Origin of the sequence: Pedobacter polysacchareus, assembly GCF_019802255.1 — a bacterium.
Lineage (GTDB): Bacteria > Bacteroidota > Bacteroidia > Sphingobacteriales > Sphingobacteriaceae > Pedobacter > Pedobacter polysacchareus.
On sequence record NZ_JAHYSS010000004.1, the window covers coordinates 1 to 23375 of the forward strand.

Consider the following 23375-nt stretch of genomic DNA (forward strand, 5'->3'; position numbering starts at 1 on the left):
GGGAGAGTAGGTCGGTGCCAAATCTTAAAGAAAGCCTGTAGGAAACTACAGGCTTTTCTTGTATACAGCCTTTTTTTCTGAAAGGTTTCGAGCAGGTAGCGCTGCTCTTAAGTTATATAACTAGCATGTTTTTCGTAGCTTAGATCAATCTTATGTCATTCTGCCTATTTGAGGTAAAATTTATATCCATCTTCTTTTCTCAATTAGCTAGTGATATCTGAAGGACTCGCTTATATTTGGATATCTTAAATACATCTAATTATGATTGCGATAACCAATAGTCAGTTTTTTAGTGACGGCCTACTCCAAAAAGGTCAAACCATTTTTATTGAAGAAGGGAAGATTAGTCGAATCTCTAATGAAGCTGTTCCAGCTGACTATGAAATTATAGATGTAGCCGGTGACTATGTCTCTCCTGGTTTTATTGATCTTCAGATTTATGGTAGTGGCGGAAATCTCTTTTCCGCATATCCTACGGCGGAAACGTTAAAACAGATGGATGAAGATCTAATATCTAAAGGAACAACTAGCTTTTTAGCTTGTGTGGCAACAAATAGTCCCGAAATCGTCTATCAATGTCTGGATGCAGCAAAAGCTTATCGTAGCGAAGCTAAAGGGTTTTTAGGGCTTCATCTGGAAGGACCTTATATCAATCCCAAACGTAGGGGAGCACATATAGCAGAATACATTTATAAAGCAAGCCTGGATGAAGTAAAGAAACTGTTGGACTATGCGGATGGTACAGTTAAAATGATGACTATAGCCGCAGAGTTGCAGGACGAGAAGGTAATCCGTTATTTAGTTGATCAGGGAATCATATTGTCCCTAGGCCATAGTGATGCTGATTTTGATCAGGCTACAGCGGCTTATAACAGTGGTTTTAAGACAACCACTCATTTGTTCAATGCAATGCCTTCGATTCATCACAGAGCTCCTAATCTGCCTGTGGCGGTAATGAATCATCCTACTGCAATGGCTAGTATCATTGCTGATGGCTGTCATGTGAATCTTGAAGTTGTTAAAATGACGTACAAAGCAATGAAAGATAGGTTATTCCTAATTACGGATGCAGTGACGGCTTGTGCAATAGGGCCTTATCAACATGAACTTCATGGCGACAAGTTTGTGACTGCCGATGGTACGCTTTCAGGCTCAAATATTACCCTTTTGCAAGCGGTTCAGAATTGTGTTAAACATTGTGATATTCCAATACAAGAAGCTTTAAAACTTGCTTCAAAAAATCCGGCACTATTAATGGGTATTTTAAAAACAAAAGGCACTTTAAATGTTGGTAGCGATGCTGATTTGCTGTTTTTATCTCCCGAGCTGCAGCTAAAGAAAGTTTTTGTAAAGGGTTTGCACATTTGAGCCCTGATTAATTAAAACAAATAGTTATTTTTGGACTCATGAAGTATAAACGGATTCTGCTGAAATTAAGTGGCGAGTCGCTGATGGGCGATAAACAATATGGTATTGATAATGAGCGTGTTAGACAGTACGCTGAAGACATTAAAGCGGTACATGATGAAGGCCTTGAAATAGCAATAGTTATTGGAGGTGGTAATATTTTTAGAGGTTTAAGCGCCGAAAAGTCAGGCATGGACCGAGCACAGGCTGATTATATGGGAATGTTAGCGACCGTAATCAACAGTATGGCACTACAAGATGCACTAGAAAAAGTGGGTTTAAAAACACGTTTGCTGACTGCAATTAAAATGGAGCAAATCTGTGAGCCATTTATTCGTAGAAGAGCGGTACGTCACCTAGAAAAAGGTCGTGTGGTGATTTTTGGTGCCGGTACAGGTAACCCTTACTTCACAACTGATTCTGCGGCTGCTTTAAGAGCAATTGAAATTAAAGCGGATGTAGTACTTAAAGGAACACGTGTAGATGGAATTTACACTGCAGATCCTGAGAAAGATCCTACAGCAACAAAATATGAAAAAATTTCTTTCAAAGAAGTTTATGATAAAGGTTTAAACGTAATGGATATGACCGCCTTCACCTTGTGTGAAGAAAATGAACTTCCTATTATCGTTTTTGATATGAATAAAACCGGTAATTTCATGAAAATTGCCAAGGGTGAAGAGATTGGAACACTTGTTAAGGTCTGATTCTAATAAATTTTATATTTTTGGTTAAATTTTACAAAACATGAATGACCTCATAAAGAAACAACTACAAGATGCTCAGGCAAGCATGGACAAGGCTATTGACCATTGTGAATCTGAATTGACAAAAATTCGTGCGGGAAAAGCTTCTGCAGGAATGTTAGATGGCATATTTGTAGATTATTATGGTAGTGCTACTGGTTTATCTCAAGTAGCAAGTATCAATACACCAGATGCACGTACTTTACTCGTTCAGCCTTGGGAAAAAAATATGTTAGTTCCTATTGAACGCGCCATCATGGAAGCGAACATTGGAATTAACCCTCAGAATGATGGTGTGGTAATCCGTTTAGTAGTTCCTCCGCTAACTGAAGAACGCAGAAGAGAGCTTGTAAAAAAGGTAAAAGAAGAAGCAGAACGCGGAAAAATTACCATTCGTAATATCCGTAAAGATGCTAACGAGAAAATTAAGAAGCTAAAAGGCGAAAGTGTCTCTGATGATGAAATCAAAACCGGAGAAGGCGAAGTGCAAAAAATAACTGACGCATATATTATCAAAGTGGATAAACATGCTGAAGCAAAAGAAAAAGATATCATGACGGTTTAAAACCTGATTTATAATTTACTTGTAATTTAAAGGGAATGGAGCTAATGCTTCATTCCCTTTATTTATTTTTGGCTAGATTTAATTACATGAAATTACTACTTGAATATTTAAGTGCTCATAAATGGGTGGTTGCACTGGCACTTTTACTAGCAGCAATCAACATTGGATTCTCCTTATTGGACCCTTATATTACGGGAAGAATAGTGGATGAGTTCATTCAGAAGAAGGACGTGTTGCAAAGAAGCGAATTTGTATGGGGAGTACTTGGCTTGGTTGGCTTGAGTGTAGGAGCTGCAATGGTGTCTAGAATTGCCAAGAATTTCCAGGATTACTTTACCAGCATTATCGTTCAGAAGGTTGGAGCCAGTATGTATGCCGATGGACTGAAGCATTCTCTTGAATTACCTTATCAGGTATTCGAAGACCAGAGAAGTGGGGAAACATTAGGAATTCTACAGAAGGTTCGTCTTGATTCGGAAAAATTTATTACCGCGTTTATTAGTATTCTTTTCGTGAGTTTGATAGGGATGGTATTCGTTATTGTATACTCGGTTACGGTAAGTTATAAGGTAACACTGGTGTATTTTTCTGCAATTCCAATCATTAGTTTTGTCAGTTGGTATCTGAGCAGGAAGATTAAAACTATTCAAAAGACTATTGTTGCAGAAACAACCGCATTGGCGGGTTCTACCACGGAATCCTTGAGAAATATTGAGCTGGTGAAAAGTCTCGGCCTTGCCAGCCAGGAAATCGAAAGGTTAAATAAAACCACGTATAAAATTTTAGGGCTGGAACTAAGAAAGGTGAAATATGTAAGAAGTATGAGCTTTGTACAAGGAACAACTGTCAATTTTGTGCGTAGTACGATGGTGGTGGTTTTATTGATCCTTATCTTTGAAAATACGATTTCTGCCGGGCAATACTTTTCTTTTCTGTTTTATTCTTTCTTTCTCTTTGGTCCTTTACAGGAACTGGGCAACGTAATTCTTTCCTGGCGCGAAGCAGAGGTTTCTCTTGGAAATTTCAAGAAAATTTTAAGCACGCCAATAGATGAGAAACCACTAAATCCGGTTAAACTGGATAAAATTACCAGTCTTGAGTTTAAAGATGTGAACTTTAGACACCTGACCGGAAAGCACAATGCTCTGAATGACATTAATTTCCGTACTCATAATGGGGAGACCATTGCATTTGTGGGGCCTTCAGGCTCTGGAAAAACCACATTGGTAAAACTGTTGGTGGGTCTTTATCAGCCAATAGAAGGCGATGTTCTGTATAATGATACTTCGAGTAAAGCGATAGATCTTGATATGTTACGAGAGAAAATTGGTTTTGTAACGCAGGATACACAATTGTTTTCCGGAACGATCAGGGAAAACCTGCAGTTTGTAAGACCCGATGCTACAGATGAAGATTGTTTACGAGTAATGAAACAAGCGGCTTGCAATAACTTGCTGGCACGTGCAGATAAAGGTTTGGATACTGTAATCGGTGAAGGCGGAGTGAAGGTTTCTGGCGGAGAAAAACAAAGATTATCAATTGCAAGAGCATTATTGCGCAGACCAGATATTCTGGTATTTGATGAAGCAACCTCTTCTTTAGACTCTTTAACAGAGGAGGAGATCACGGCAACAATCCGTGATATTTCTGTGCAGACCAATCATATTACGATTTTGATCGCCCACAGGCTGTCGACGATTCGTCATGCAGACCGTATTTTTGTTTTGGAACGCGGACATATCATTGAACAGGGTAAACACGAAGATTTATTGGCCGAAACAGGGTTGTACTATGCCATGTGGAGACAGCAGGTCGGTGAGAGAATAGAATACTAGGCATTCCTGGAAAACAAACCCTGGCACAAAAGGATAAGGTTTAAATGAATGGGGTTAATTTTGCTGGTCGTTGATTTCCTGCAAAGTTAACTTCATCATTCCTTTTGTCTTCAGATACGTGATTCCAGCAACCAAAATCGTCATACTTCCTCCGAATACCACTGCAGGGACGGTTCTCATGAGCTTTGCGGTAAGACCAGACTCAAAGGCTCCAATCTCATTAGAAGAACCAATAAACATGCTGTTTACAGCAGAGACTCTACCCCGCATCTCATCAGGGGTAAGCAATTGCATAATCGTCGATCTGATAATCACACTGATGCTGTCGAAAGCACCTTCCATGAATAAAAACACCAAGGTGAGATAGAAGTTTTTTGATAAACCATAACAGATAATACTTGTTCCAAATCCTGTAACTGCAATCAGCAGATTCCTCCAGGGCTTGTTCATTGGAGAGAAACGGGTCATGGCTAACATGGTAATTACTGCGCCACTGGAAGCAGCAGCCCGCATGAAGCCGAGTCCTTCAGAACCTACTTTCAAAATATCATTTGCAAATACCGGAAGTAAAGCTACCGCTCCTCCAAAGAATACAGAGAATAAGTCTAAGCTCATCGCACCTAACATCATTTTGTTTTTGAAGACAAAATGAACACCCTCAGTCAGACTTTTTACAATACTTTCTTTAGGGACAAAGGTAGGAGGATATGTTTTTAAGAAAAATATGCAGATTAGGGCAATGCCGATGAAGGAAAGGATAACACAATAAGTCACTGTAATGCCGTAGAAGCCGTAAATTAATCCACCTACAGCAGGACCCAAAATAGAAGCGGCCTGCCAGCTGGAGCTGTTCCAGGTACTTGAATTAGGGTAAAGTTTTTTAGGAATAATCTGTGCCATTAAAGAGAAGGTTGCCGGACTAAAAAATCCTCGGGCAATTCCAATTCCAAATACCATCAAATACATAATGGGCACAATATAGTCTACTGGTACGTAGGCATGCATTTGCTGAGTGGTCACGATCAGCATGATCAATGAACACAGGAATACACCGCTAAATATTTTCAGTAATAACCCTCTTTTTTCTGATTTATCAGCTACATAACCTCCGTATAGTGCGATGCTGATGGCTGGAATCGCTTCGCAAAGTCCAACTAAGCCAAGAGCTAAGGGATCTTTGGTAAGGTGGTAAATATGAAATCCAATGATGACCGCCTGCATTTGATAAGCAAACGTAAAAAAGAAACGCATGCCGAGGTAGGATCGAAACTCCCGGAATCGGAGCGCAGCGTAAGGATCTGGTTTTTCTGTGGGTATCTGAGGTTCCAAAAAGGGTGTTTTTTAAACAAATGTATGTTATGGTGATTCAATAACATACACTTGCTTAAAAAAAATATTACATGATACTGTCATAAAATGCGCGATACGCAGCACCCATGTTATCCGCCTGATTGATGGCTTCAGAAACGGCAATTCCAAAAATTCCCGTTGCCATTAATGGATCAATATCACTAAGGGTAACACCTCCAACAGCAAGAACTGGTAGATTAATTTCTTGTGATTTTAGCGCTTGCATGGCCTTTGCATATCCTTCTACTCCTAATAATGGCGCAGTGTTGGGTTTGGTTCTTGTAGTGTAAAATGGTCCGAATCCGGCATAATCTGCACCTTCTGCTGCCAGTCTGATCAAGCCTTCTAAAGTGTTGGAAGAGCCGCCAATGGTAATCGCTTCTCCCAATTGCTCCCGAAGTTTTACAAAATCTGCATCCATATCTTCTATATGAAAGCCTTGAATGTCGGCTTTTCCATTCAAATGAATATGATCTGTAACGATCAGGGTTGCTCCCCAATCGTCACAGATTCCTGCAATTGCATTGATATCTTCCAAAAGTTCTTCATCATTTTTAGTCAGACAACGGTATTGAATCCATTTTGCACCTTCACTGCAGGCGATGTTAGCCTGTTCAATATGGCTATGCTGGTGGATATCGTGTGTTATAAACTGTAGCTTTTCGATGAACTTCTTCATAAGTAGTTAAAATTTGAAATTTAACGAAAGTAAAAAATTAGTTCCGGCTTGGGCGTAATAAAAGTTCTCTGTGGTGATATTGCCTTGGTAAGCAGAGCTATAAGTATAACCATTGCTTTCATACTTTTCATTGAGGATATTATTAACTAATAATCCAATATTGATGTTTTTGATTCCTTTAAGTTGGAAATCGTAACCGATTCTTGCATTATTTACCCAATAAGCATCTAGTTTTCTGCTTTCATTTTGTGTATTGTCAAGATATTGCTTGCCTACAAATTTACTTTGCAAAGCAGCGGCAAAACCTTTAAATGGTTTGTAAACGAGTTCTCCTCCAATAACGGATTTTGGAGAGAAAGAGATGTCTGTGTTTTTGTAATTGGTAGTAATCAGCGTTTCCGTATTGTCATCCTCATACTGAGTTACATAATTAATATAATTCTGGATTTTATTCTTACTGAATGCAGCATTGGCATTCAAGGCAAATTGAGCGCTAATGATATAGGAAGCATCTAATTCAAATCCCATCCGGTAACTTTTGTCAACATTTTGACGATAAGCATCAGCAAATTCATTGATTTCTCCGGTGAAAATCAATTGATCTTTATAGAACATACCATAGACATTTACGCCGAGGTTCAATCTGTTTTCTTTGTAACGGTATCCAGCTTCTAAATCATGCAGACGTTCTGGTTTTGGAGCAGGTATACCTACTTTCAAATTGGTGAAATCATCGCGATTCGGCTCTTTGTTAGCCACGCTGAAGGAGGTATAAATATTACTCTGCTCATTTAAGAAATAAGTAGCGCCAATTTTTGGATTGAAAAAGCGATAGGTATTGTTGAAATCAAGCTCCCGAAGGTTTTTATCTTTTCCTGAAATCGTATAGTTTACACTTCGGTATTGTAGGTCTGCAAAAATGCTCAGCTGATCAACCGGGCTATAGCTCACTTTAGCATAGGTATTGAAATCATTTTTATTTCCTTTACCATCATAGTAATGATCTGTATTGTTGCTGGTAGAAGGATATTTTGCCCAGATCACTTGTCCGAAGTGTTTTCCTCTATATTCATTGTAAGCACCACCAAGTGTGAAATTCAAATTAGCTTGCGGCTTATAAGTGAATGCATAAGTGGCACCATAGAAATCATTATCCAACCAGCGCCGACGAATCAGATCTGACCTTGTTTGAATGGCACCATCTGCATTCATTGGTGGCAAACCATATTTACTCAGCTTTTGATCGAATTTGAACTCTTCAAAATAACCTTTTCCATCTGTATAATGCAGGGCTCCATTGAAAGAGAATTGTTCGTTAAATTGCTTGGCATAAAGTGCCTGATAGTGATTTTGTGCGTAGTTGTCGGTTTGATCTTTATAGGTAAAGGAATTATAGGTTCTATTTCCTGAGTTTAATAAGTGCTGTTTTTGGGCATCATTAAATTCCTGACGCTTGCTAAAATCTATCATTCCCTGCAGATCACCTTTTAACCTGGATTCAGGAATCCCGTCCCAGGCCTGGTAAGTTTTTTCTGTTCCGGAGAAAACATTCAGGCGAAGCAATTCATTTTTCCCGTGATAAGCACCAGAAAGATAATAGGACTTCAAGTTTGAGGCTGCACGGTCGATAAAACCATCAGATTTTATTCTGGAAAGGCGCCCATCGAAACTCCATTTATTGTCAATAAGGCCTGTCCCTAGTTTTACCGTATTTTTAAGCGTATTGAACGAACCGTAAGTGTTGTTTAATTCTGCATACGCACTTTCTGAAGGAGCAGTGGTTTGGATATTCAAACTTCCGCCAAAAGCACCGGCACCATTTGTAGAGGTTCCTACGCCACGTTGGATCTGCACATTTTCTATAGAAGAGGCAAAATCCGGCATATTAACCCAGAATATTCCCTGACTTTCACTGTCATTGTAAGGAATACCATTAATCGTTACATTGATTCTGCTGGCATCACTACCTCTGATTTTTATACCCGTGTAGCCTACGCCAGCACCTGCATCGGAGGTGACCACCACTCCAGGGGTATTGTTTAAAATAAATGGTAGGTCTTGTCCGAAATTGTTTTCCTGGATTTCAGCTTTGCTGATGTTTTTATAAGTGGTTGCTGATTTGTCGTTGGCACGTGTGGCATTAACGATGACCTCATCTGCAAGAAAAGCAGCAGGTTTTAGGCTGATGTTTTCCAACTGATTCGCCTTTAGCTCAAGATTTTTTTCTGTTGTCTGATAACCAATAAAGCTCACGACTAAGGTGTAATTTCCCGCTTTAAGGTTCTTAAGCTGGTACTTTCCTTGTCCATCTGCCGTTACTCCAAAAGATTTTCCTTTTAAACGGATGGTTGCACCTGGTAATGTCTGCTGGTTGTTTTCGGACACAATTCCTGAAATACTAAACTGTGCCTTTGTTAATACAGGCAACATCAACATAGCTAGCGCTATGGTCAATAACTTTCTCAATTTTTTTGTTTTTTTAGTTAAAACACTGTAAGTAAGGGGCACTTACAGCCCAGTTAACTCCATAACTCCAATCCCTCCGCCGGCATTATCCGGATCAGGTGCATATATCTGTTTGTAGATATAATGGGTATGCTCTCAGCCTGTTTTTGTGTTTTTTACAAAACAAGGCACCCCTTTTTGATGGGCTAAAGGTATCGATAAAAATTGAATCTCAAGAATGTATCTCTAGGAATGATGTTTACAGCCTATTTTATGCAGTAATAATAAGCGAATGCTAATCTTCTTTAATAAAGTATTCTACAGCTGTAATCGCATTATTTAAGCGTTCGTCTGTGCCACCGATTACTACATAATTGGCGTTTAAATTTTGTAGTTCCTGATGCCAGACCTGCATGAAATGTTCTCTCTTATGAGGGAAATCACGCAGTGGATCTTCTTGCCATGGCAAGTCAATGTCCATTAACAGGTATAAATCGTAGGTATGTAGCGGCAAAGCCTTCAGTACCACTTCTGGAGTATTGCCAAAAACCTCATCACTCCAAACCTTTACCGTAATAAAAGTAGTATCACAAATGATCAGATCTTTTTCCGCTATGGCGAGGATGGACTCTTCCAGTGCGACTTGCCCATGGTACATATTTACTTCATCCTGTAAATTACAAGGCTCCGTTAGTGCAGCGCAATAGTAACGGGCATATTCTGGCACCCATAAGGTTTGGTAGTGTTTGGCCAGCTGCTGCGCAATAGTTGATTTTCCAGTGCTTTCGGGGCCAACGATGGCGATCTTTTTAATTTGCTTGTTCACGGCGGTACGTTTTCCTCCAGTCTATATATCCTTTAATGGCAATGGCGACCAGGAAAGCATAAAATATGGCACTTAAATTTAGATTCTTGTAAATATATAATGGGATATAGCAAAGGTCAACAATAATCCATAATATCCAGTTTTGCAGGATTTTTCTGCTGAGCATGAGTTGTGCAACAAAACTCATTGCCGTACAGAAGCCGTCTTCGTAAGGTACATTGGTATCTGTAAAATGGTCCAGAAATAAACCCAATGCAACAGATAGTATTACTATTGACCCAATTGCGATCCACCAGCCTTTTCTAGATAAATTAGCGACCGGTTTATCATTTACTTCTTTTTTTCTGATCCAAAAATACCAGCCATAAAAAGCAGTAAAAAGGAAGTAGAATTGCAGTGCCATATCTCCATACATCTTCGCATCAAGAAATACCCAGGCATAAGCGATCACGCTGATGATTGAAATCGGCCAGCTGAGCACATTTTCTTTTGTGGCCAGGTAAATGCAGATAAATCCGGAAAATACACCCAGCCATTCCAGCCAGGTAGTATGAATAAATTGATCAGCAATTAACTGAAAAAATGAAGACTCAAGAAGTAACATGAGCCAAAAGTAGTTATCCTAAAATTATTTGCAACATAAAGCTTTATAGGATTGCCGTTAATTATTGGTTTTTGGCGAGGTGCTAAAACTCAAGGACACCCGGACGCTTACGTCAGTAGTCGTTTTTTCTCTTAAAACGTACTCCATTCTGATGCGCAAATTCGTTCCTTTAACATAATTGTCCAGGAAGCGTGAATTGTCGATATCTAAAACCAATCCGGTACCAATATTCTGCTGCACATCATTTCTGGAAGCCACCATTACTTCTTCTCCTTTTTCATTAGCTACAAATAATTTCACAGACTTAAACATTCCTAAACTTTTGTTCGAAGGATTACTGGCTTCCATTTTTGCCGAAGCAATTCTGATCTCTTTTACATAATCTGTACCATTTTGATTTCCAAAAACCTGATCAAAGCTAGTTGCCGCGGAGCTGGTAGAAATGTTTGTATCACTTTTTGTGCCTGCAGGAATGACTACAGTCGCATTATATGGAAAAGATGATTTTATAAGGGATTGTACTGTGGCACAGCTGGAAAGCATCACTATTGTGGCCACTACTACAGGGAATAATTTTTTCATTGGGTTGTACATAGTTCTCATTTGATATGGTATATTTCAGATAGGAACGGCAAATGTTGTTCCAAATTGCATTCAGATATATTTTACCGCTGGTTTCGTGATGGAAACATCGGCATTGCCATCTAAATCAAGCTAGTCATATTAATGGAATTCGGCTAAACTAAAAACGTAATAAAGATATACACTAAATTATTACAGGAAGGGATGAATCTGGAAATGGATTTTACATTAAAACATAATTCTGCGCCAGTTGTAGTAAGTATAGGATTAAACATCAAACCTTTATAATTTCTACTTAAAATTGAATATAATGAAAAGGCTAAAATTAAATTTTATCGTAGCAGCAGGACTTTCATTTGGTTTATTGGCATTCAGTAGCATCAGGGAAGGCGGCATCCAGGGGAAAGTAAGTCCTGCGGAGGGTGCATCTCAGGTATTGGCCATTTCCGGAAGGGATACTTTACGCGCCTCAGTTAACAATGGAAGCTTCGTTTTTAGCAAAGTTAAACCTCAAACTTACACCATTTTGGTGAAGGCAAATTCGCCATATAAAGACACTTCTTTAGAGAATGTTGCGGTGGTAGATAGTGCCACAACAGACGTTGGAGAGATTAAATTGCTGCAGTAATTTATAGTAAATGATTAAAAGGGCTTTAGATGAATTTCAAAGGCCCTTTTTTATTTGAACTGTTTTTTAAAAAACAGCATATTTTTATGGATCAAAAACGTAACTTTGCATCCCGACGGAAGAGTCGGGATATTCCCCTCGCACAGCAGAGAAAATCTCTAGACTATTCTGGTCTTTTAGAATGCAATTTTTACCAATTTCACTTATACTAACTTTAGACTTTTTAAAGCCTTATGCCTAAAGACACCTCCATACGCTCAGTATTAATTATCGGATCGGGACCTATTATCATTGGTCAAGCCTGTGAATTTGATTATTCAGGATCTCAAGCTGCCTTATCCTTAAAGGAAGAGGGGATTGAAGTTTCCATCATCAACTCTAATCCTGCAACCATCATGACCGACAAGGTGATTGGGGACCATGTGTACCTTTGGCCTTTAACGGTAGACTCTATTGAGCAAATCCTGATCGAAAGAAAAATCGATGCAGTTTTGCCAACCATGGGTGGACAAACCGCTTTGAACCTTTGTAAAGAAGCAGAAGAACGTGGGGTTTGGGAAAAATATGGTGTTAAAGTAATCGGGGTAGATGTTGCCGCGATTGAGAAAACTGAAAACAGAGAATCCTTCCGTCAATTAATGATTGATATAGGTGTAGGCGTTGCTCCATCCAAAATTGCAAATTCCTTCCTGGAAGGTAAAGAAGCAGCTCAGGAAATCGGTTATCCATTGGTAATCCGTCCTTCTTATACATTAGGCGGTTCAGGTGGTGGTTTTGTGCACAAAAAAGAAGAGTTCGATCACGCTTTACAACGCGGATTAGAAGCTTCTCCAACGCATGAAGTATTGGTAGAGAAAGCTGTAATCGGATGGAAAGAATACGAATTGGAATTGCTGAGAGATAGTAATGACAACGTGATCATCATCTGTTCAATTGAAAACTTTGATCCAATGGGTATCCATACCGGCGACTCAATCACTGTAGCACCAGCAATGACTCTATCCGATCGCTGCTACCAGGATATGCGTAACCAGGCCATCAAAATGATGCGTGCTATTGGTACTTTCGCTGGAGGCTGTAACGTTCAGTTCTCTGTGAATCCTGATAATGACGACATTATCGCCATCGAAATCAACCCAAGGGTGTCACGCTCTTCGGCATTGGCAAGTAAAGCAACAGGATATCCGATCGCAAAAATCGCTTCTAAATTAGCCATCGGTTATAACTTAGACGAGATCGAAAATCAAATTACAAAAACTACATCTGCATATTTCGAACCTACATTAGACTATGTAATCGTGAAAGTACCTCGCTGGAACTTTGATAAATTCAAAGGTGCCAACATGGAACTAGGATTACAAATGAAGTCGGTTGGAGAAGTAATGGCTATCGGCCGTACCTTCATCGAAGCCCTACAAAAAGCTTGTCAGAGTTTAGAAATTGGCAGAGCCGGATTAGGTGCAGATGGTAAACATAACAGAAGTATCGAAGAGATCATGCACGGTTTGGAGCATCCAAGCTGGAACCGCCTGTTCTTAATTAAAGATGCCATGTCGATGGGTGTTCCTTTGGAGTCTATCCGTAAAGTAACTAAAATCGATAAATGGTTCCTTTCTCAGATTCAGGATTTAGTACACCTGGAAGTTGAGCTAAAAAGATACTCTCTGAACAACATTCCTAAAGATTTCTTCTTCACATTGAAACAAAAAGGATTCTCTGACATCCAGATCGCTTACCTGTTAGGTAATGTAACGGAAGATGAGGTTTATGAGAGAAGAAAATCCCTAGGCATCAGACGTGTGTATAAAATGGTAGATACTTGTGCAGCAGAATTCGCAGCGCAAACTCCATATTACTACTCTACGTTTGAAGAAGAAAATGAATCTATCCCAACAGATAAAAAGAAAGTAATTGTATTGGGTTCAGGTCCTAACCGTATCGGTCAGGGGATTGAATTTGATTACTCTTGCGTACATGGTCTGCTTGCTGCTAAAGAAAGCGGTTTTGAAGCAATCATGATCAACTGTAACCCGGAGACAGTTTCTACAGATTTCAACATGGCTGATAAGTTGTACTTTGAGCCGGTATTCTGGGAACATGTTCGTGAAATTATCGAATTAGAGAAACCAGTAGGGGTAATCGTTCAATTGGGTGGACAGACTGCCTTGAAAATGGCTGAAAAGCTTCATGAGAATGGTATTAAAATCATCGGTACATCTTACAATGACATGGATGTTGCGGAAGATAGAGGTCGTTTCTCAGACTTATTAAAAGAATTAGAGATTCCTTATCCAAGATATGGTGTTGCTGAAAACGCGGAAGAGGCGATTGTAGTTGCTAATGAAGTAGGATACCCGGTATTGGTTAGACCAAGTTATGTATTGGGTGGACAAGGAATGAGCATCGTAATCAATGACGAAGACCTGGAGAAAGCAGTAGTTAAACTACTAGGTGATCTTCCAGGAAACCGTGTATTGATTGACCACTTCCTGGACAGAGCAGAAGAAACCGAGTCGGATTCTATCTGTGACGGCGAAGACGTACACATCATCGGATTGATGGAGCATATTGAGCCTGCAGGTATTCACTCTGGTGATTCCAGCGCAGTATTGCCGCCATTCAGCTTATCTGAAAAGGTAATGAACGATATGGAAACTTACTCTAAGAAAATCGCGAAAGCATTAAACGTAATCGGATTGTTAAACATCCAGTTTGCAGTCAAAGACGAGAAAGTTTATGTGATCGAAGCGAATCCTAGAGCTTCAAGGACGGTTCCTTTCATTGCGAAAGCTTATGATGTTCCTTATATCAATATCGCTGCTAAAGTGATGTTAGGTGTAAACAAGCTGAAAGACTTTACGATCGAAAGAAAACTTAAAGGTTATGCGATTAAAGAGCCAGTATTCTCTTTTGATAAGTTCCCTGAAGTAGTGAAAGAACTAGGTCCAGAGATGAAGTCTACAGGAGAAGCGATCAGGTTTATTAAAGACCTGGAAGATCCTTACTTCAGAAAGCTAGTAAAAGACAAATCGATGTATTTATCGAAATAATAAAAAAAGTCCCGAAAGGGACTTTTTTTATGCAACCTGATTTTTTTTAGAAAGCGACCTTAACAGTTTCGTGTCTTTAAAAAATCAGGTTAATTTTTTCCCCAGATCCGCGTGTTTAAATCTAGTGTGTCAATCACCTGGTAAATATGGAGTACCAGATCTATGTCATCTCGCATCAAGTCATCGTTCAGCAGACTTTTAAACAATGAGGCCTCAAAATAATTCTTGGATAATGGAAAGGCGATATTCACCATATTTTCAATGAAAGAGAGGCTGATACTGTATTTACACCTGTCGTTGAGTGCACAGATCGATTCCATCATCAATGGAGTCAGGATATATCTTGCTTCAATCTGATCTGAAGAATGGGTGGTAAAAGTCTTTTCAAATTCCGGGCTCTCTAATTTAACACGGCTATCATATCCCGAAAGCAAAGGAACATTACTCACAAACCAATCGGAAATACTGCTCCCAAATGTTCTGGTTTGAACCACAGTAGCACCTTTGAAGTGTTTGTTAAAATCAGCCTGAAAAATTACTCCACTAAAAATCTCGTGCCAGGTTTCCTGACGCCCTTTTTTAGTGTTGGTGACTTCTTTATAATGTGCTTTTACTTCTGAAAAACTAAACTTTGTTTTTCCGGCATTTCCTTCCACAAGATCTTCACTATGATACTTATCAGGCCTCCTGCTGAAAAGTAAAGATTTAATGAATCCATTTTCAGGTAAACCTCTTTTAGGATCAATTTTAAGACTCTGGTCGATTGATTTTAAGGCTTGAGCAATCAGCTTTTCCTTAAAATCCAAACGATACTGGTCTACTGCTGTTGAGTTCATTGCCATTAAAACGAATCCGGTAATCAAGCAAATGATGCCTATAATGCCAATTGGAAGATGGGTTGATGTAAAGCCGAATAAGGCGATCAATGCCCCTGCACTGCAAATGATGATATGTGCAATCATCTTCCTTCGCAAAGCGATCCGGGTTGCTTCTAAAGTTTTTAAAACCTCCTTTGTGGCAGGATCCAAAGAAACTATAGCCGTCATTAACTGTTAAAAAGGTCTTTTGCGCTGATATTACTGCGTTCTGCTTCTGGAATAGTGAGTACTGGTTTAACTGTATAATTTAACATTCCTGCAAAGATGCTACCTGGAAACATCATGATGGCATTGTTGTAATCTGTAATTGCAGCGTTGTAATTCCTTCTGGCGGCAGCAATTTGTTCCTCGCTTTCCGTCCAGATGGTTTGTAGATTTGCGAAACTCTGGTCCGCTTTAAGGTTGGGATAATTCTCCACATTGACCATTAGCCCTTTTACCTCGTGACTGAGTTCCTGGTCGATTTTCAACTTCTCATCATTACTCAAATGAGGACTGCTGGCACGGCTCCTTAAGGCAACGACCTTTGTGAGCAGATCACCTTCATATTGCATATACCTTTTTACCGTTTCCACCAGGTTAGGCAGGAGGTCGAAGCGTTTTTTCAGCATCGCATCAATTGCTGCAAAAGCATTGTCAGTTTCGTTCTTCTTTGCAATTAAGGAATTGTAGATGGAAATACAAATAAACGCTAGTATAAGTACAAGTATGATAATGCCGGCAATGATCATAAGATAAATTTAAGAGGTTAAATGAGAATGGAGGTTATGAAATTAATAGGAAACATCTGGTTATTCCAGAATCGTTACTCCTTTTGCTTCAAAAGCCAATTCCTTTTTAGGTGCTATAATTTTTGCGATTTCCGAGGCTGGTTTATGTGCATCTTCTGCGTAATGACGTAATGTTTCTGCAGAGATGATTTGTTTTTTCGCAAGACCATCTAGTGCTACATTTTTACCTACTATATCCATTGGCATAAAAAAGGCGTAGTCTTTAAAAGTAACACGCATTGCTTCACCAGAAGGCATTTTTAAGGTCATCCAGCAGCCTTTTTTCTGACAAACTTCTACTACTTGACCGGTAATTTTCATGTCTACCGTCTTTTCAGCACCCATATTGGATTCCATTTTAGCAGCGGGAATCAGGTTGCCTGAAGTAACGCCAGTTCCAAAAGATTTGCCTTGAAGTGGTGTATTGTCTTGCGCCATTGCACAAATGCTAAGTGCAGACAAGCAAAGGCTTAATAGTACTTTTTTCATGAGATTAGGATTAAAAGATTGAAATTCTTTTGATTAGCAATAAAAATATCAAATTTCCTGGAAATTTCACGAAAGAATGGCTACAAAACAAAAAATCCTCGTTATCTATCGATAACGAGGATAATCATCCCTATTGTTGTTAAATCATAAATGATTAACAATATACATTAGACAACTTATAGGCCGATTTTTAAAAATCCCGTGCCAGATATTTAACTTGTTGATATTCAGGGCAATTTCAAATAAAAAGCAGGAATGTAACGAATCTATGGCGTAGAATAAAATCCCCAATATGTAGAAAAAGTATTACTCGTTTCCTCAAATTGGGGAAATATCTCCTTACTTATCAATTCTGTTTCCCTGATTATCCAAACAGCAAGGAGAAAACATCTTCGATTTTGCTAACTGGCGTCAGTTCAATTTTATACCTTTCAGTGATCAGGCCTTTCATATTATAATTAGAAATGAAAATCCTTTCAAAACCCAGCTTTTCCGCTTCTGAAATCCGCTGTTCAATCCGATTCACTGCTCTGATCTCGCCGGAAAGGCCAACCTCAGCTGCAAAGCAGATCTTTGAAGAAATAAAGATGTCTTCATGAGAAGAGATGATGGCCACTAAAATGGCTAAATCAATCGCAGGATCTTCCACTTTAATTCCACCGGCGATGTTCAAAAATACATCCCTGGTGCTCAGCCTGAATCCGCATCTTTTTTCCAGTACCGCCAGGAGCATATTCATTCTTTTGGTGTCGAAGCCATTAGAAGATCGCTGAGGCGTTCCGTAAGCGGCGGCACTTACCAAAGCCTGCGTTTCTATTAACATGGGTCTGGCGCCTTCTAAAGTGGCTGAAATCGCAATTCCACTCATCTCTTCATCCCTCTGCGACAATAAAATCTCTGAAGGATTGGAAACTTGCCTTAATCCTGTACTGTGCATTGCATAGATTCCCAGTTCTGCAGCTGCCCCAAAACGGTTTTTAATAGAGCGTAAAATCCGGTAAACATGATTTCGGTCGCCCTCGAACTGCAATACCGTGTCTACCATGTGTTCCAGGATTTTTGGACCTGCAATAGCCCCGTCTTTGGTAATGTGGCCGATTAAAAACACCGGGGTATCCGTTTCTTTGGCAAACCTCAGCAGCTCCGAAGTACATTCACGGACCTGTGAAACACTGCCAGGTGTGGCATCAATATGAGCGGAATGAAGCGTCTGAATAGAATCTACAATCAGCAGATCCGGGTTCAGTTCTTCAATCTGTTTGAAAATATTTTGAGTAGAAGTTTCCGTCAGGATATAGCAATCTGAGGTAGGGTTGGAGGTGATCCTTTCCGCCCTCATTTTAATCTGCTGCTCACTTTCTTCTCCGGAGATGTATAAAATCTTTTTGCCGGGGATGTTTAAAGCCAGTTGCAGCATCAATGTTGATTTCCCGATGCCCGGCTCGCCGCCGATTAAAATTACGGAACCCGCTACCAGGCCACCACCCAATACCCGATCCAGCTCCTGATCACCAGTTAAAATCCGATCCTCAGTGATAGAGATGATGTGGTCTACTTTATTCGGCTTATTTACTCTTGTGCCGGTTGTAGAAGTTTTCCAGGCCGGTACTTTTGAGCCTGCCTTTTCGATCACTTCTTCTACAAAAGTGTTCCATTCGTTACAGGAAGGACATTTTCCAAGCCACTTTGCTGCTTCATGCCCGCAATTCTGACAAAAATATGCTGATTTAGTTTTAGCCAATTGATTGATTTTTAATGTGCTGTAAATTTAAGATAATTCGCGCTAAATGCGGATTAAAAAACCCTTTAAAAGCAAACAGGCCTGTTCCGGAAGGAGCAGGCCTGTTTAAAGAAATTTAACCGTGATTATAATTTAATCTCTTCGTCTTTAGACGAAATAAAATGGAATTCAGTGAGGTTATAAGAAGGAACCGCCTTGATTTTGATTCTTTGTCCGAATTTAAAGAACCATTTCCATTGTAGAGATATGAACCCTTTTTTGATGTAAGCCTCAATATAAGGGTGTACACAAAGTGTAATATTTTTTTCGTTTTGCTCCTGCAAAATATAGGTCAGATTGTTCTCAATGTCATCCATTAATACAATACTTGCCTTAATTTCACCCGTACCGTCACAGGTTGGGCATTTTTCACTGGTTACGATGTTCATCTCCGGTCTAACACGCTGACGTGTGATTTGAACAAGACCAAATTTGCTTGGAGGCAATATGGTATGTTTCGCACGATCCAGGAGCATCAGTTCCTTCAGATAATCAAATAACATCTTACGGTTTGCAGGCTTGTGCATGTCGATAAAATCGATTACTACAATACCACCCATATCACGTAAGCGCAATTGTCTCGCAATTTCTTTCGCCGCTTCTTTATTTACCTGAAGGGCATTTTCTTCCTGATTTTCTTTGCTTGCTGTTCTGTTTCCGCTGTTCACGTCAACCACATGCAATGCTTCGGTATGTTCTACCACTAAGTAGGCACCACCGGCCAGGTTTACTGTTTTTCCGAAAGCATTTTTAATTTGCTTTTCAATACCGAAATGTTCAAATATCGGTTCTTTATGCTTGTAGATCTTCACGATCTTCTCCATCTCAGGAGAGATTTCATGCACATAAGAACGAATGTCTTCAAACAAGTTACTATCGTTCACATAAACGTTAGTAAAGTCGGTACTTAAAATGTCACGGATAAGCGTGGAAGTACGATCCATCTCTCCCCAAACACGTTTTGAAGGTTCTGCATCAGGTAACTTCTTGATGAAGTTTTCCCATTTTGTAACAGAGTCCAAAAGGTCTTTTTGAAGTTCGGCAACGCCTTTACCCTCAGAAACCGTTCTAATAATCACTCCAAAGTTCTTAGGCTTAATACTTTCGATAATCTTTTTTAAACGATTACGTTCCGTATTGCTTTTAATCTTTTTGGAAATCGAGATGACATTAGAGAAGGGAACCAGCACAATATAGCGTCCTGCTATAGATAAGTCTGAACTTAAACGTGGCCCCTTTGTTGAAATCGGTTCTTTGGCGATTTGAACTGGTAAGACAAGATTCTTGCTGACCACTTCAGAGATCTTCCCAGCTTTGTTAATGTCTCCTTCTAGCTTGAAATTATCTAATAAAGTTCCGCTAACAGAGCCATTACGCTTGATTTTAGTAAGCTTAATTAAAGATTGTACTTGTGGACCAAGGTCGAAGTAATGCAAAAAAGCATCCTTTTCGTAACCCACATCAACGAACGCAGCATTCAGACCAGGCATAATTTTCTTTATGCGGCCCAAATATATATCGCCTACAGCGTAATTGTTATTGATGAGTTCCTTATGAAGTTCTACAAGCTGTTTGTCTTCAACTAAAGCTATGGTTACTCCCGAGGGAGATGAATCTATAATGAGTTCCTTTACCAAAAGCTACAGATTTTAAGGCTATTCGCCTTATTAACACATGGACAATAAAAAAAATATTGCTACCAACAATTAAGGCTACGATCAAATCCTAGCCTTAGTTGTTGAGCAAAACATTAAGAAAACCTATTTTTTCTTATGTCTGTTTTTTCTTAAACGTTTTTTGCGTTTGTGAGTAGCCATTTTATGTCTCTTTCTTTTCTTACCGCTTGGCATAATTTTTGGGTTTTAAATATTTTCGTAAATCTGTTTATTATTTTTTATTCTTTAACGCATCCACTTTATCATCGATAAACTTCGACAAGGTCGCGTTTGCAGCTAATTTTTTACTCTTTTCGTAGGCTTCAATAGCTTCCGTGTTTTTTCCAAGGTTTTCATAGGCCGTTCCCAAATAGAAATAAGCATCTGGAGAAGGCTTCATGGCAATAATGTTTTGGAACCTGGTTATTGCTTTGTCAAATTGTCCCGATTTCATCGCGAAAGTACCTAAACTCATATTTGCTTTTAAGTTTTTCGGATCTTTCTTTACAACGTCCATTAACATTGCTATCCCAGCCATTGGCGCACCCATTCCGTTAACGATGGTAATTCCAAGGCCTGTTTTAGCATCATTGCTGGTCGAGTCTATCTTCACTGCATTTGTATAAGCGAGATTCGCTTTTTGCAATAATGCAGGTAACAATACACTGTCCCGGGTGTTGTCAAATGCCTTCATAAATGTATCTCCGGCAGTCAACCAATTGTTCAATGTAGGTTCTTTACTGGCTACAATTTCCAAATATAATGCACTTGGAACTGTTTGCTCTAAATCATCCCATTTCTTCGCTAATAATTTTGCTTCTGTAGCTTTTTTGTCTTCGGAAGCGCTGTTATACGCATTTTCAAGGGTAACGATTTCAGCGGCTAAACTGGCATTGATGGTGTTTTTAGCGACAGTCGAAACCTCTTTAAGATTGATTTCTGCTGCTGCCGGGGCTTGCGCACTCATTGGACCACCTGCAGGGGCACTGCTGGTTTCTTCCTTTGGCTTTACCAACCCTTTAATATCCCGTGTAAACAAAAACGCTACAAGCAGTACAACTGCTCCTATCAATATGGCTTGTTTAGTTCGGATATTCTTGATCATAATGAATTAAGCTTCTACGCTAACTATTTTTGAATTATTTTTCACTTTATCAACAAATACTTTTGCTGGTTTAAAGCTTGGAACGAAGTGTTCCGGGATAATAATTGCAGTGTTTTTAGAAATATTCCTTGCAGTTTTTTGTGCTCTTTTTTTAACAACAAAACTACCAAAACCCCTAACATATACATTTTCTCCACCAATCATGCTGTTTTTGATGACCTTGAAAAATGCCTCAACGGTTTCTTGTACATCTACCTTTTCAATTCCTGTTTTCGTTGATATTTCTGAAATAATATCTGCCTTAGTCATATTCTCTGTTATTAATTTATAGTGTGTTATATACTTTATAAGTGTTTTGGGGTTGCAAAAGTATTGCTTTTTAATGAGATAGGAAAATAAAAGATGATTTATTTGTCGCCAAGAGTATCACCGAATTGCAAGTTTTAGTAAAAATAAATATTTACCGCGTATTTTTGTGCTTATGAGTTTTCAGAGAGAAATCGTTAAATGGTATTCCATCAATAAAAGGGAGCTTCCCTGGAGAGACACTACCGACGCTTATGTGATCTGGCTGTCTGAAATTATTTTGCAGCAAACCCGTGTAGAACAAGGCCTCCCTTATTTTCAGCGGTTTTTGCAAAACTATCCTACGGTCAATGATTTTGCGAATGCCTCAGAGGCCCAGATCCTTAAATTATGGCAAGGTTTAGGTTATTACTCCAGAGGAAGAAATATGCTGTTTACTGCAAGACAGATCCAGGAAAATTATGGGGGCATTTTTCCGCAGAAGTACGATGAACTGGTCCAGCTAAAAGGGGTCGGAGAATATACAGCAGCAGCTATTTCCTCTTTTTCGGCCAACGAATCCAGAGCCGTTTTAGATGGAAATGTTTTCCGTGTATTGTCCAGGTATTTCGGCATAAAAACAGCCATCAACAGTACCGAAGGAAAGAAGGAATTTACGGCTCTGGCCAATGACCTGATCGAAGGTCAGCATCCTTCTGTTTACAACCAGGCCATCATGGAATTTGGCGCGCTGCAATGCAAACCGAAATCCCCGGATTGCGCAAGTTGTCCGGTTCGGCCCGGCTGCTATGCCAGAGCCAACGAGCAGGTCAATGTACTCCCTTTGAAACTCAAAAAACTGAAAAAACGGACCCGTTATTTCAATTATTTTGTGTGTCAGGAAGAGGAAAACCTGCTGGTAAAAAAACGGAGTGCCGGCGATGTATGGCAGGAATTGTACGATTTCCCATTAATAGAAACGGAAAAAAATTACCTGGAAACCCAGGAAAGTTTTCTGCCGGAATTAAAAAATAACTTTGGCCCCGACTGTCTGATCAGCCCAATATCAGCGCAAAAACATTTACTGACACACCAAACTATATATGTTCAATTTTTTGTTTTAGACAATTATATCATTAACTTTAAGAAGGATGCAGAAATAAAATGGGTATCCCTGGCAGAATTTGAGGAGCTGCCTCAACCTAAAGTGATTACAAATTTTATGAATTCCAATTCAATTAAACAGTAAAAATAGATTCCATGTCAGGTATTAACAAAGTTATTTTAGTCGGACATTTAGGCAAAGATCCTGAAGTTAGACATTTAGAAGGAGGGGTAACTGTAGCTAGTTTTCCATTGGCAACATCAGAGACCTATAACAAAGATGGTAAGCGCATTGAGCAGACGGAATGGCATAACATTGTTTTATGGAGAGGCCTGGCAGAAGTGGCCTCCAAATATTTGCAGAAAGGGAAATTGGTCTATATTGAAGGAAAGCTGCGTACCCGTTCTTTCGAAGACCGTGAAAAAGTTAAAAAATATGTTACCGAAGTTGTTGCTGAAAATTTTACCATTTTAGGTAGAAAAAGTGATTTTGAGCAGACACCGGTAACCACTGAAAATACGACGCCAAAAAGTGAAACGGAATACCTGGATCCAACAGAGGTGTCAGGAGATCTGCCTTTTTAAATCAGCA

At 39.3% G+C, this 23375-nt stretch carries 21 protein-coding genes; 8 read left to right on the forward strand and 13 right to left on the reverse strand.

The features are described from left to right. The first annotated feature begins 261 nt into the window (after positions 1-261). The 4 genes from nagA (at position 262) to K7X70_RS11180 (ending at position 4553) form a co-directional block, all read left to right on the forward strand. Positions 262-1368, forward strand: coding sequence for an N-acetylglucosamine-6-phosphate deacetylase (gene nagA / locus K7X70_RS11165; protein ID WP_222537191.1), 1107 nt, complete (start codon positions 262-264; stop codon positions 1366-1368). Between the two features lie 38 nt (positions 1369-1406). Further along, entirely contained in the window at positions 1407-2114 is a 708-nt protein-coding gene (gene pyrH, locus K7X70_RS11170; RefSeq protein WP_062550771.1) for a UMP kinase, read from the forward strand. A 40-nt stretch (positions 2115-2154) separates the two neighbouring features. Then, positions 2155-2718 (forward strand): ribosome recycling factor, encoded by a 564-nt coding sequence (gene frr / locus K7X70_RS11175; protein ID WP_062550770.1) that lies wholly within the window; start codon positions 2155-2157, stop codon positions 2716-2718. Positions 2719-2804: 86 nt separating this feature from the next. Beyond that, the gene (locus K7X70_RS11180; RefSeq protein WP_062551223.1) at positions 2805-4553 is read left to right on the forward strand and encodes an ABC transporter ATP-binding protein; all 1749 of its coding nucleotides are present in this window, start codon (positions 2805-2807) and stop codon (positions 4551-4553) included. Positions 4554-4607: 54 nt separating this feature from the next. Here the strand turns inward: K7X70_RS11180 and K7X70_RS11185 are convergent, their stop codons facing one another. From K7X70_RS11185 to K7X70_RS11210, 6 genes are all read right to left on the reverse strand, one after another. Continuing rightward, positions 4608-5882 (reverse strand): MFS transporter, encoded by a 1275-nt coding sequence (locus tag K7X70_RS11185; protein WP_222537192.1) that lies wholly within the window; start codon positions 5880-5882, stop codon positions 4608-4610. A gap of 67 nt (positions 5883-5949) precedes the next feature. Further along, complete coding sequence (locus K7X70_RS11190) at positions 5950-6582, reverse strand: thiamine phosphate synthase (RefSeq protein ID WP_222537193.1); 633 nt, start codon at positions 6580-6582, stop codon at positions 5950-5952. Between the two features lie 6 nt (positions 6583-6588). Further along, positions 6589-9018: a TonB-dependent receptor gene (locus tag K7X70_RS11195; RefSeq protein WP_222537733.1), complete on the reverse strand. Its 2430-nt coding sequence runs from the start codon at positions 9016-9018 to the stop codon at positions 6589-6591. Positions 9019-9322: 304 nt separating this feature from the next. After that, positions 9323-9853, reverse strand: a complete 531-nt coding sequence (locus K7X70_RS11200; protein ID WP_222537194.1) for an AAA family ATPase — start codon at positions 9851-9853, stop codon at positions 9323-9325. Further along, the gene (pnuC, locus tag K7X70_RS11205) at positions 9837-10457 is read right to left on the reverse strand and encodes a nicotinamide riboside transporter PnuC (RefSeq protein WP_222537195.1); all 621 of its coding nucleotides are present in this window, start codon (positions 10455-10457) and stop codon (positions 9837-9839) included. The genes K7X70_RS11200 and pnuC overlap by 17 nt, the downstream gene beginning before the upstream one ends. 57 nt (positions 10458-10514) lie before the next feature. After that, on the reverse strand, positions 10515-11060 hold the full coding sequence (locus K7X70_RS11210) for a hypothetical protein (protein ID WP_222537196.1): 546 nt from the start codon (positions 11058-11060) through the stop codon (positions 10515-10517). Between the two features lie 289 nt (positions 11061-11349). Between K7X70_RS11210 and K7X70_RS11215 the strand changes: the two genes are divergently transcribed. Next, positions 11350-11667 (forward strand): peptidase associated/transthyretin-like domain-containing protein, encoded by a 318-nt coding sequence (locus tag K7X70_RS11215; protein WP_222537197.1) that lies wholly within the window; start codon positions 11350-11352, stop codon positions 11665-11667. Between the two features lie 233 nt (positions 11668-11900). Beyond that, positions 11901-14717 carry a carbamoyl-phosphate synthase large subunit gene (gene carB, locus K7X70_RS11220; RefSeq protein ID WP_222537198.1) on the forward strand — a complete coding sequence of 939 codons (2817 nt, stop codon included), beginning with the start codon at positions 11901-11903 and terminating at the stop codon, positions 14715-14717. An 89-nt stretch (positions 14718-14806) separates the two neighbouring features. Here carB and K7X70_RS11225 read toward each other — a convergent pair whose 3' ends face one another. The 7 genes from K7X70_RS11225 to K7X70_RS11255 form a co-directional block, all read right to left on the reverse strand. After that, complete coding sequence (locus K7X70_RS11225; protein WP_222537199.1) at positions 14807-15763, reverse strand: DUF3137 domain-containing protein; 957 nt, start codon at positions 15761-15763, stop codon at positions 14807-14809. Further along, entirely contained in the window at positions 15763-16326 is a 564-nt protein-coding gene (locus tag K7X70_RS11230) for a LemA family protein (protein ID WP_222537200.1), read from the reverse strand. The genes K7X70_RS11225 and K7X70_RS11230 overlap by 1 nt, the downstream gene beginning before the upstream one ends. 60 nt (positions 16327-16386) lie before the next feature. Next, complete coding sequence (locus K7X70_RS11235; RefSeq protein WP_222537201.1) at positions 16387-16854, reverse strand: DUF4920 domain-containing protein; 468 nt, start codon at positions 16852-16854, stop codon at positions 16387-16389. Between the two features lie 364 nt (positions 16855-17218). Further along, a complete protein-coding gene (gene radA, locus K7X70_RS11240) occupies positions 17219-18595 on the reverse strand; it encodes a DNA repair protein RadA (RefSeq protein ID WP_222537202.1) in 1377 nt (458 codons plus the stop codon). A 125-nt stretch (positions 18596-18720) separates the two neighbouring features. After that, positions 18721-20271, reverse strand: coding sequence for an Rne/Rng family ribonuclease (locus tag K7X70_RS11245; protein ID WP_222537203.1), 1551 nt, complete (start codon positions 20269-20271; stop codon positions 18721-18723). Positions 20272-20521: 250 nt separating this feature from the next. Continuing rightward, complete coding sequence (locus K7X70_RS11250) at positions 20522-21394, reverse strand: tetratricopeptide repeat protein (RefSeq protein ID WP_222537204.1); 873 nt, start codon at positions 21392-21394, stop codon at positions 20522-20524. Positions 21395-21400: 6 nt separating this feature from the next. Continuing rightward, positions 21401-21703, reverse strand: a complete 303-nt coding sequence (locus K7X70_RS11255; protein ID WP_062550757.1) for an HU family DNA-binding protein — start codon at positions 21701-21703, stop codon at positions 21401-21403. A gap of 172 nt (positions 21704-21875) precedes the next feature. Here K7X70_RS11255 and mutY point away from each other — a divergent pair, with 172 nt between their 5' ends. After that, entirely contained in the window at positions 21876-22928 is a 1053-nt protein-coding gene (gene mutY / locus K7X70_RS11260; protein WP_222537205.1) for an A/G-specific adenine glycosylase, read from the forward strand. A gap of 11 nt (positions 22929-22939) precedes the next feature. Next, the gene (locus tag K7X70_RS11265) at positions 22940-23368 is read left to right on the forward strand and encodes a single-stranded DNA-binding protein (RefSeq protein WP_222537206.1); all 429 of its coding nucleotides are present in this window, start codon (positions 22940-22942) and stop codon (positions 23366-23368) included. Positions 23369-23375 lie beyond the last annotated feature (7 nt).